8 protein-coding genes and 2 tRNA genes are annotated in these 10,254 nt (G+C 62.7%); 2 read left to right on the top strand and 8 right to left on the bottom strand.

Features of this window, described 5'->3' with window-relative positions; genetic code table 11:
• Nucleotides 1–91: 91 nt before the first annotated feature.
• The 6 genes from D5125_15230 to thiS all read right to left on the bottom strand — a co-directional run bounded on the left by D5125_15230 (nt 92) and on the right by thiS (nt 5,266).
• Nucleotides 92–1,702 carry an MCE family protein gene (locus D5125_15230; GenBank protein ID QFY90709.1) on the bottom strand — a complete coding sequence of 537 codons (1,611 nt, stop codon included), beginning with the start codon at nt 1,700–1,702 and terminating at the stop codon, nt 92–94.
• 90 nt (nt 1,703–1,792) lie between these two features.
• On the bottom strand, nt 1,793–2,395 hold the full coding sequence (locus D5125_15225; GenBank protein ID QFY90708.1) for a paraquat-inducible protein A: 603 nt from the start codon (nt 2,393–2,395) through the stop codon (nt 1,793–1,795).
• Complete coding sequence (locus D5125_15220; GenBank protein ID QFY90707.1) at nt 2,392–3,045, bottom strand: paraquat-inducible protein A; 654 nt, start codon at nt 3,043–3,045, stop codon at nt 2,392–2,394. Before D5125_15220 ends, D5125_15225 begins: the two co-directional genes overlap by 4 nt.
• A gap of 10 nt (nt 3,046–3,055) precedes the next feature.
• Nucleotides 3,056–3,604 carry a hypothetical protein gene (locus D5125_15215; GenBank protein ID QFY90706.1) on the bottom strand — a complete coding sequence of 183 codons (549 nt, stop codon included), beginning with the start codon at nt 3,602–3,604 and terminating at the stop codon, nt 3,056–3,058.
• A 2-nt stretch (nt 3,605–3,606) separates the two neighbouring features.
• Nucleotides 3,607–4,311, bottom strand: coding sequence for a glutamine amidotransferase (locus D5125_15210; GenBank protein ID QFY90705.1), 705 nt, complete (start codon nt 4,309–4,311; stop codon nt 3,607–3,609).
• Between the two features lie 754 nt (nt 4,312–5,065).
• Nucleotides 5,066–5,266 carry a sulfur carrier protein ThiS gene (gene thiS / locus D5125_15205; protein QFY90704.1) on the bottom strand — a complete coding sequence of 67 codons (201 nt, stop codon included), beginning with the start codon at nt 5,264–5,266 and terminating at the stop codon, nt 5,066–5,068.
• A 119-nt stretch (nt 5,267–5,385) separates the two neighbouring features.
• On the opposite strand from thiS, the gene D5125_15200 reads away from it, so the two are divergent.
• A tRNA-Gly gene (locus D5125_15200) sits at nt 5,386–5,459 on the top strand.
• A gap of 200 nt (nt 5,460–5,659) precedes the next feature.
• On the opposite strand, the gene fabD is transcribed toward D5125_15200, so the two are convergent.
• Nucleotides 5,660–7,843 (bottom strand): ACP S-malonyltransferase, encoded by a 2,184-nt coding sequence (fabD, locus tag D5125_15195; protein ID QFY91185.1) that lies wholly within the window; start codon nt 7,841–7,843, stop codon nt 5,660–5,662.
• A 557-nt stretch (nt 7,844–8,400) separates the two neighbouring features.
• Between fabD and D5125_15190 the strand changes: the two genes are divergently transcribed.
• Nucleotides 8,401–9,966 carry an ATP-binding protein gene (locus D5125_15190; GenBank protein QFY90703.1) on the top strand — a complete coding sequence of 522 codons (1,566 nt, stop codon included), beginning with the start codon at nt 8,401–8,403 and terminating at the stop codon, nt 9,964–9,966.
• 150 nt (nt 9,967–10,116) lie between these two features.
• Here D5125_15190 and D5125_15185 read toward each other — a convergent pair.
• Nucleotides 10,117–10,193, bottom strand: a tRNA-Pro gene (locus D5125_15185).
• Nucleotides 10,194–10,254 lie beyond the last annotated feature (61 nt).

Here is a 10,254-nt window from a genome sequence, read left to right as displayed (position 1 = left end):
GGGTTGCCGTTGGACATGGCTACCCCGTTGCACCTCCTAGCCAGCGCTCGGGGTTCCCAGATTGACAGGCGGCAATATTGTTTCACAGTCATTACTTGCCCAGCAGCAGGGCCTGGGGGTTGCGTTCGATAAAGCGTGACAGATCGCGGATCGCCTTGGAGGCGGCGCTGAACTCTTCCAGTGCCTTGAGCAGCTGGGTCTGCAACTGGGAATTGGGGTTGAGGGTCTTGTCGGCGCTGGCCATAACCTTGCTGGTACGCTCCAGGGTCCGCTCCAGGGCCTGGGCCATGGGTGCGGAGCGCTCGCCAAAGGGCTTGAGCACGGCGTTCAGGCTGACCAGGGAGGTATTCAACTCCAGCATGGACTTGTCCAGATTGGCGCCGATGCGCTCGATCGGCAGCTGATCCAGCCGCGCCACTAGGGAGGTGATGCGCTGTTGCAGCAGATTGAAGCCGGTGGAGACCGTGGGGATCACCGGATGGGGCGGCTCCACCCCGGCCGGGGCCGCCTGCTGATCGGATTCGGGCATGAACACCAGATCGACAAACTGACTACCGGTGAGCAGATTGCCGCTCTTGAGCGAGGCGCGCAGGCCGCGCTCCACCAGGGCCTGGAGCACCAGCCGCTCATCCGCGCTCTGTTCCGGGTTGCCCCCGGTGGGGCGGAAGCGACCGCGCTCGATCTCTATGGTCACCGGGATGCGGATCTCCAGGCTGTCGCTGTCGTACTCGGCGCCTATGCTCAGCACCTCGCCTAGGCGGATGCCGCTGAATTCCACCGGTGCCCCCACCGCCAGACCGCGCACCGAATCGGTAAAGTAGAGCACATAGCGAGTGCTCTCCCGATTGCGCTGGCGGGCCGCCAGGGTCTCCGAGGCATAGAGTTCGAACAAGGCACCATCGGCCACCGGCGCGCCGGCCTCCACCCCCTTGGGCAGGCCAAAGGCGATGCCGCCGCTGACCAGGGATTCCAGGGACTCTATGGCCAACTCCACCCCCTCGGCCCCCAGGCTGAGGTTGAAGCCACCGGCGTTCCAGAACACCGTATTCTCGGTTACCAGCCGGTCAAACGGCTGGCGCAGGAAGATCTCGAACTCCACGCGCTGCTTCTCCGGCCTCAGGCTCAGGTCCTTGACCAGGCCGACCTGAATATTACGGTAGAACACCCCGCTGCCGATGGAGACCGAGCCGCGCCGGTCGGCATAGAGGCCAAATACCTGTCCAGGCTCGTGGATGGACACCGCCGGCGGCTGCTCCAGGCCGACAAAGGCTCGTTGATCATCGGCCTGGCCATTGCCCGCATCCATCTCGATGAAGCTGCCGGAGAGCAGGGTCTCCAGCCCAGAGACCTGGCCCAGGGCCACCCGGGGGCGCACCACCCAGAAGCGGCTGTCACTGGACAGGTAGCGTTCGGCGCCCTTTTTCAGCTGGGCGCGGACCCGTACCTGGCGTAGGTCATCGGTCAGCTCCAGGGCGGTTATCAGGCCCACCTCCAGGCTGCGGTAACGGATCTTGCTCTTGCCCTCCTCCAGGCCCTTGACGTCCTGAAACAGGATCTCGATCTCCGGCCCGCGCTGGCTCCAGTCCTGCCAGGCAATCCAGGCCCCGATCAACAGCGCCAGCAGGGGCACCAGCCAGATCAGGGAAGGCCCCCGCTGTTTGGTCTGCAAGGGGCTTGCGGCAAGCTCATGTAAGTCGTTCATTTTGTGGTTACAAACCGCATATTACTGGAGAAATAACTAAGCGACGGGCGACGGGGCTGCCTCATGCTTCTCTGCATCCTCTGCGTCCTGTCAGTTAGGGGCAAGGCGATCCCAGATCAGGCGCGGGTCGAAGGCCTCGGCGGCGAGCATGGTCAGTACCACCACGGCGGCGAAAAAGCTGGCCCCCATGCCCGCCTCGATGCGCGCCACCTCGCCCAGCTGCACCAAGGCTACCAGGATGCCCACGACGAAGATATCCACCATGGACCAGCGACCGACGAACTCGGTCAGGCGAAACAACCGGGTGCGGTCCCTGGGTCGGGCCAGGGAAGCACGCTGCACCGAGAGCAGCAGATAGGCGAGGATGATCAGCTTGAGCACCGGCACGAATACGCTGGCGACGAAGATCAGCAGGGCCAGGGGCCACATGCCCTCGTGCCAGAGCAGCACCACGCCGGATAGGATGGTGCTGGGCTCGCCCCGGCCGAGGGAGATCACCGTCATCACCGGCAGCAGATTGGCCGGCAGATAGAGCACCAGGGCCGCCAGCAGATAGGCCCAGCTGCGGGCGAGGCTGTCCGGCTTGCGCGGGTGCAGGGGCGCACCACAGCGCTGACAATGGGCGCGGCCCTGGGCATCCAGGGTGGCGCAGATGGCGCAGGCCACCAGGCCCTGATCCAGCGCCCGGGTCATTGCAGCCGCTCCGGGTGGGCCACCAGGCGCCAGAGATGAAAGCGATCCAGCAGGGTGGCCGTGGTGGCCAGCACGAACACCAGCAGAAAGAAGGCATAAAACGCCAGCCCCGGCATCACTTGGGCGATGTCGCGCAGCTTGACCAGGGCCACCAGCAGGCCGAGCAGGTAGATCTCCAACATGCTCCAGGGGCCCAGCTCGCCATGCCAGCGCAGCAGATGGGCCAGACGGCCGGGGCGCAACCGTCCCAGCCAGGCCAGGGCAATCACCAGCATCAGGCTGCCGATGCGAAACAGGGGTATGGCCATGCTGGTGAGAAACACCACCAGCGCCAGCAGCCACATCTCCCGGTCGGCAAAGCCGAGCACCGCCTCGAAGAAGCTCACCTCCGCCTCGCGTCCGGCAGCGGACAGCCTGAGGATGGGAAAGCTGTTGGCGATGATCAACAGCACCAGCGCCGTCACCGACCAGGCCATGAGCTTGTCCAGCTGCAGCGGCCCGCCCTGGTAGAGGGCCGCGCCGCACTGACAACAACGCGCCAGCCGATGCCGCTCCAGGGGCTCGACCCGGTGCAGCAGGTCGCAATAGGGGCAGGCGATCAGGCCGTCAAGATCATCACGCGAAAGGCCAGAGGCCTGGGGTTCATGCATGGCTATCCCATCAGGGGTCAGAAGACAGGCCGCTGGCGTTATGTTTGATCCGCCATTCGGCCAGGGCGGGGGCAAGCTCACCCTCGGCCCCGATCCAGTCCCAAAAGCGGCGAAAATCCTGCTCCGCCCGCTCCAGCCGAAAGGCCATCTGCTGGCTCTTGTCCTGCAGAAAGAAACGGATATTGCTCTCCACCGTGTGCAGATAATCCGCCGCCAACTCGGTATCGGTCTGGCCCTCATGCCCACCCAGCAGTATTCCCTCCCGGTAGGCCCGCATGATGCCAAACTCCCGCCGCCGCGCAAAGCTGGCGATGGTCGCCTCCGGCTCACGGCTCAGATGCACATAAAAGGCGCGGTCGCCATAACGTTGATCCAGCCGCCCCAGCAGCCAGCTGAGCCGGTTGTCCGCCTCGATATGTCGCTCCGGATAGGCCAGCCGCGCCGCGCCGACCAGACCCAGGCGGCTCTCATGGGCGGCGCTGAAATTCCGGATATGGGCACAGGCGCGGATAAAGCTGGTGGAGCCGCAGCGGCCGCTATTAAGGACAAAGACGTTCATCCTCAGAGACCCAGTCCCTCCAGCCATTCGGCAAAAAAGCGCCGCCCCTGCGCCTCCAGCCTGGGTCCATGGCGGGCGCTGTCTGCACGCAACTGAGGAATGGACAGCCCGGCCGCCGCCAGTTCCACGCTATGACCGATGAACCAGGGCTCCATCTGCGCCCAGGCCGCCTCTGGATGACACTGCAACGCCAAGGCCTTGTCGCCCCAGGAGAAGGCCTGATTCCGGCACAGATCGGTAGAGGCCAGCAAGCTGGCCCCTTCGGGCAGGTCAAAGGTATCGCCGTGCCAGTGCAGCATGGACGTCCGCGCCGCATCCAGATGCATCAGTGGCGAGGAACAACCGGCATCGGTCAGCTGCAGCGGCCCCCAACCGATCTCCTTGGCCACACCGGGATAGACCCTGGCCCCCAGGGCACGGGCCATCAACTGCGCCCCCAAACAGATGCCCAGGGTGGCCCGCCCTGCCTTCAGACGGCCCTGCAGCAGACGCAATTCATCGTTCAGAAAGGGATAGTCTTGCTCATCACAGGCACCTATGGGCCCACCCAGTAGCAAGAGCACATCGGCCGCCGTCGGGTCCAGCGTGGACAGATCATCCACCCCCGCCTGCAGATAACGCAGGGCAATACCCCGCTCGGCCAGCACGGCGGCAAAGGAACCCAGGTCCTCAAAACACAGATGACGAACAGCAATAGCGGTTTTCAATCCAGGCCTCCGGTCACGCCAGGCAACACCCAAAACAGCGTTTCATTCTACCGCAAACGGAATCAACGGCACGCGGCCTGTTGGGGGTTCGGAAGAAAGCGGACAGCACCGACCTCGGCAACAAAGAAGGGGAAGTATTCCGCGCTGGCAAAACGATTGCCCGCTTCCACGTGGCGCGGCCGGCGAAGTCGTCGAATTGGGACAGGTAGCCAGCAACGGGCTGTAGGCGATGGTTTTTTCCGGGTTGGCATTGCTCCAGCGCTGAAAAGAGACCTCGGTCGGCTGGCCATCGGCCGCTACCCGGATATCCACCGACTGCTCCATACCCTGGTAGGTCAGGCCGACCCGGGCGCAATCCGTATCGATCTGGGTCCAGCGGATACCCGGCCCAGGCAGCAGGGCCGCCGGTGTCCAGAACAGGGACTCGGCCAGGCATGCGTGAGACCCAGCCGGTAGAGCGGCGCCCTTGGGGCTAGGAGCCTGTCGGATTTAGGATGCTCCTACTGCGCCGGTGGGAAGAACGGCCCGGAATTGTTTTGAACATTGGCCCCGATTTTTCGTTGCGTAGGGAAACTCAGCGCCTCAAAATCGTGAAAATTTGTTCTCGTTCTCCCACCTTGCTCGCTACGGGCACCTAAACCCGACAGACTCCTAGCGCATGCCAGGGCATCACTGAAAAAACAGGCCATCCACCGGGCTGGAGGCCGAAGCGTAACGCTTGGCGGGCAGGCGATTCTACAACCCCGGATGCCATTCAACCACCACCTATGGCCTGCACTATCTCCACCCGGTCGGCCTCCTGCAGCTGATAGCCGACATGCTCGCTGCGCGTCACCAGCTGAGCGTTCACCTCCACCGCAATGCGCTTGCCAGTCAGGCCCTGGGCCTCCACCAACTGCGCCAGGCTGCTGCCTGCCTCGACCTCCAACGCCTCGCCGTTGAGCACAATGTTCATGCCAAGACCTCCAAAAAGTCGCCATTGTAGCAGCAGGCCGCACGTCGGCCGCGCAACAAGGGCTGGCGATAAAATCCGCCATGGCCTAGAATTCGCACTCTCTGCACAACCTCTCCCCAGCGGGTATCGTATATCGGTATTACCCTGGCTTCCCAAGCCAGAGAGGCGGGTTCGACTCCCGCTACCCGCTCCAGTTCACACTTTCACCCACCCCCAAACAACCACTAAGCCATTGTAAAAGATGGTTTTTTTGTCTATCGTCCATCATTGATCCCCAAGAAACCCCGTTGTTGCCCTCAAAACTGGTGGTATTTCTGGGGGTACTTTGAGGGGCACCCGGATTTGACAACCCCAGGCCTGATGTTCCGGGTGAGGCCATCCGCCCCACGTCCGTTAGATAAATGCCTGATACCGCTGGTTGAGCACCTCGGCGGCCCCTGCCATGATGCGCCTGCCGATGTCCCCGGCATGGCGCTTGCGCCAGGGCTCCAGCTCGCTGCCCTTGACCCATTGGTTGAAGGCTCCCATGGCCGGGCCACAGTGTATCTGAAAATCCACCTTGCGCTCAGTCACCCCTTGCAGGGCGAAGCGCGAGCTGGCCCAGAAATACCAGCCGAACACCAGCGCCATCTTATGCTTGGGGTTCTCCTCGGCGCGGCGGATTTCCTCGGCCGGATAGACCCCTTTGAGCTGCTCATAGATCTCGGCAAAACTGATCTTGAAGTAACCTTGCTCGATCTGCTCGCGGGTCTTGGGGGCGATCTCGTCGAGGGACTCATGGTGCCGATAGAGGGCGTACAGCTTGTTCGCTCGCGCCGGAAAGAAGACGCCCCGGCGCAGGACCTGCACCTTGGCGCCCAGCTCGAACATATCCCCCGCCGGGGCGTAATCGGTATCCTGCACATTGGCCTGTTGCAGCAGATCCTTAACCAGTTCGCTGGTGGCGGCCTCCAGGGTGCATTGATTGATCGAGCCGGTGAGGATGAAGTCCGCCCCCAGGATGAAGGCCGCCGCCGCTGCCTCCGGGGTGCCTATGCCCCCGGCCGCGCCCACGCAGATGGTGCGACTATAGCCCTTTTCCGCAACCATGCGGTCGCGCAGACGACAAATGCTGGGCAATAGGGCATAGATGTTTGCCTGATCCGTATGCCCTGCCGAGTCGGCCTCGGCGCAGATATGGTCCGCCATGGGGTAGTGGGCCGCCAGTTCGGCCTGCTCGGCGCTGATCTCGCCCCGTGCCAGCAGCTGTCTGACCAGCGGCTCCGGGGCCGGTGAGAGGAAATGGGTCGCCACCTCGGAGCGGGACAGCTTCGCCAGCACCAGGTGATCCGACACCGTCTCGCCCCGGGCATCGCGGCGCAGGCCCAGTAGGCGGTATTTGACCAGGGCCGGGGTCATCTGGATGAAGGCCGCCGCCTCCACACATCTGACCCTATGGCGCAGCAGTATGTCCACCACCGCTTCCTCGGCGGCGTTGCACAGCAGATTGACGCCAAAGGTGCGTCCAGCCAGCTCCCGTTGCAGATGGATCACCGCCTCCTCAATGGTCTGGGGCGGCAGTCCGCCGGTACCGAAGAAGGCCAACATGCCGGACTTGGCGACATCGGCCACCAGCTCCTTGGAGGCCACCCCCTGATACATGCCGCCGACCACGTAGGCGTAATCCAGCCGGTAGTCGGCCTTGAACGCCGGGCTGCCCAGGCTGGCGGCGCTGATCCGCCCGCTCGGGCCGTTCGGCGCGGCCTGCTGTGGGGCAGCTGTCTGAGGCACGGTCGCGGCCTCGCGCTGGATTGCATCCATCAGGCGGGTCAATACCTTGCCCGGCCCCAGCTCGATGAACTGCCCCACCGACTCGCCCAGCAGATAGCGCATGGAGTCGGCCCAGCGCACCGGGCTGTTGATCTGCGCCGCCAGGGTCTCGGCCAGGCGCTCTGCCGGATAGGGCCGCGCCTGGAGGTTGGATATGACCGGGATGCGTGGTGGTGCCAGGCTGAAGTTACGGATATAGGCCTCGAACTCGGTACGCGCTGCGTCCATCAGAGAGCTGTGGAAGGCCCCGCTGACGTTGAGCACCCGGTACAGGGAGGCACCCCGCTGCAGAAACAGCGCCTGTGCCTGGAGCACATCCTGCCGGGGGCCGGCCAGGACAAATTGCGTCGGGCTGTTGTAATTGGCCAGCTCCAGCCGCAGCGGGGCGCACTCACCGATGACGGCCTGCACCTGCGCCTCGGTCAGGCCCAGCACCACCGCCATGCCGCCGCCGACCGCCTGGGACATCAACTCACCCCGCTTGGCCACCAGTTGCAGACCGGTTGCAAAATCAAACACGCCAGCGGCAAACAGGGCGCTGTACTCCCCCAGGCTATGCCCCGCCAGATAGTCCGGCGGCGCGGCACCGCTAGCCAGATGCTGCCGGTAGGCCAGGGCATTGACCACAAACAAGGCCGGCTGGGTGTAGCGCGTCTGGCCCAGCAGGTCATCGGCATCCTGCAGGCAAAGCTGCCTGATGGAGTAGCCCAGCACCCGGTCCGCCACCGCGACCAGGTCTGGAAAGGCGGTAAACAAGGCCTCACCCATGCCCTTGTGCTGAGCGCCTTGCCCCGGAAAAATGATCGCTTGCTTGGTCACTGTCTCAATTCTCGGTTGGATGTCTGATCTTAACGATCATAGGGTAGGCAGCGATAGCCCGGCATATGAAACATTTCTACTGTGAAACAACACGGGGGTTTGCCCCTCATCCTGGGAGCTCCGAGCGCTGGCTCGGAGGTGCAATGGGGCAGGTGTGGCCATGTCTAACGGCAATCCCGGATTCCGCCCTTCGACTGGCCCTTCGGCAAGCTCAGGACTCGGCAGCCCCATGCTGTTCAACGGCCATGATCTCGGCTTGGTTGACCGTGCGCGGTCTTGGGTGGGAGGCCGGCTTTGCCGGGCGACCTTGGCAGGGTAGTGCTGATTGCGTTGCTACCCACCAGCATGATCCCCAACGGTGCTGTAGCCTTTCTGAATCTGAGCGACAAGCCCTCACCCTGAATTCTCGGCATAGGACGCGCCTTGCCCTTACAATGGGGCGCTGAGCCAGACGGATAGGCCCAGCGGCAGGCGCGGAGCGCCCTGTGCGGTGCTATCATGGTGGCATGAAACGCAAGAAACTCCCCACCGGCATTGCCAACCTGCGCGAGATGCGCGAGGAGGATCATTACTATGTGGACAAAACCGCCTATGCCCTGAGGCTGATCGATGAGGGCAAATACTACTTCCTCTCCCGCCCGCGCCGCTTTGGCAAATCCCTTTTTCTCGATACCCTGGCCGAGCTGTTTCAGGCCAACGAGCCCCTGTTTCGGGGTCTCTATGCCCATGAGCACTGGGATTGGGGCATCAAGTATCCCGTTATTCGCCTGAGCTTTGGTGGTGGCCTGATGCGCGATCGGGCGCAGCTGGAGGCCAAGTTCCGCGAATTGCTCGACATCAACCAGGCCAGGCTGGGCATCAGCTGCCGCCAACCCACCGCTCCGGGCTGTTTTGCCGAGCTGATCCAAAGCGCCGAGCAAAAATACGGTCAGCGCGTAGTGATTCTGGTGGATGAGTACGACAAGCCCATTGTCGATAACCTGACCCAGCCCGAGTTGGCTCGGGAGATGCGCGATGGCCTGCGTAATTTCTACTCGGTGATCAAGGACAACGACGCCCAGATCAAATTCGCCTTCATCACCGGCGTGTCCAAGTTCAGCAAAGTCAGCATCTTCTCCGGGCTGAATAACATCAAAGACATCACCATCGACCGGCGCTACTCGGCCATTTGCGGTTATACCGAGGATGATCTGGATGAGGTATTCACCCCCGAGCTGGAAGGACTGGACCGGCAGCAGATCAGGGACTGGTACAACGGCTATAACTGGACCGGCGAGGCGGTGTATAACCCCTACGACCTGCTGCTGTTGTTCGATAGCCACCTTTTCCGTTGCTACTGGTTTGAAACCGGCACGCCGACCTTTTTGATCGATGTGATGACTGGCCGGGGTGTCTTCAGCCCAAATCTGGAGTCCCTGAGCGGTGACGAGGATCTGCTGGGTTCGTTCGATATCGATCACATCAGCACCGAGGCCCTGCTCTGGCAGACCGGCTACCTGACCATCCAGGGTCAGCGCCATACGGGTGCCCGTATCGACTACCAGCTCGGCTACCCCAATCTGGAGGTGCGCAGCGCCCTGAACAACTCCCTGACCAAGGCGCTGATGGGTGATCCCAGCCAGGCCAGCCGGGGCATGAGCCGCCTCTACGACAGCCTGATGAGCGGCGACTTCGAGCGACTACACCAGCACTTCCACAGCCTCTACGCCAGCATCCCCCACGACTGGTACCGCAACAACCCCATCACCCAATACGAAGGCTACTGGGCCAGCGTCTTCTACAGCCACTTCGCCGCCCTGGGGCTGGATATTCGGTTAGAAGACGCCACCAATCAGGGTCGGCTGGACATGGCGGTGCTGTTCAACGGCCAGGTCTGGCTGTTCGAGTTCAAGGTGGTCGAGCTGGTGCCGGAGGGCAAGGCGCTGGAACAGCTGAAGGCCAAGCATTACGCTGAAAAATATCTGAGCCTCAAGCAGCCGATTCACCTCATCGGCATCGAATTCAGCAGGGAGCAGCGTAATCTGGTGGGGTTTGAGGTGGAATCCCTTGATCAAAGCATGTCGCCCGGATGACGCCTAGCGGTCCCTTCCGTAATCATGCCTCACGGGATACTTGAAGGAGCGGACTGGTGCCAGGTATCAATGAGACCAGGGAAAAATAGGGCGCGAGTGTCGAATAAACCTAAAAAAGGGCTTCGGTTTCCCGTAAGCCCTTGTTTTTATTGGTCGGCGTGAGAGGATTCGAACCTCCGACCCCTACAACCCCATTGTAGTGCGCTACCAGCCTGCGCTACACGCCGTAAACAATTCGGGAAGCGGCCTTAGGGCCACTTCCCGAACAGACCGCGCATCCTAGGGACT

Source organism: gamma proteobacterium SS-5 (assembly GCA_009497875.2).
Lineage (GTDB): Bacteria > Pseudomonadota > Gammaproteobacteria > Chromatiales > Chromatiaceae > Magnetovirga > Magnetovirga frankeli.
The sequence above is the reverse complement of the archived record's forward strand: the minus strand, read 5'-3'. Positions and strand labels throughout refer to the sequence as shown.

Bases quoted from the DNA above. Each gene is read 5' to 3' on its own strand.
- D5125_15190 (QFY90703.1), top strand. From the start codon at position 8,401: ATGAAACGCAAGAAACTCCCCACCGGCATTGCCAACCTGCGCGAGATG.
- D5125_15215 (QFY90706.1), bottom strand. From the start codon at position 3,604: ATGAACGTCTTTGTCCTTAATAGCGGCCGCTGCGGCTCCACCAGCTTT.
- thiS (QFY90704.1), bottom strand. From the start codon at position 5,266: ATGAACATTGTGCTCAACGGCGAGGCGTTGGAGGTCGAGGCAGGCAGC.
- fabD (QFY91185.1), bottom strand. From the start codon at position 7,843: ATGGGTGAGGCCTTGTTTACCGCCTTTCCAGACCTGGTCGCGGTGGCG.
- D5125_15225 (QFY90708.1), bottom strand. From the start codon at position 2,395: ATGACCCGGGCGCTGGATCAGGGCCTGGTGGCCTGCGCCATCTGCGCC.
- D5125_15230 (QFY90709.1), bottom strand. From the start codon at position 1,702: ATGAACGACTTACATGAGCTTGCCGCAAGCCCCTTGCAGACCAAACAG.
- D5125_15220 (QFY90707.1), bottom strand. From the start codon at position 3,045: ATGCATGAACCCCAGGCCTCTGGCCTTTCGCGTGATGATCTTGACGGC.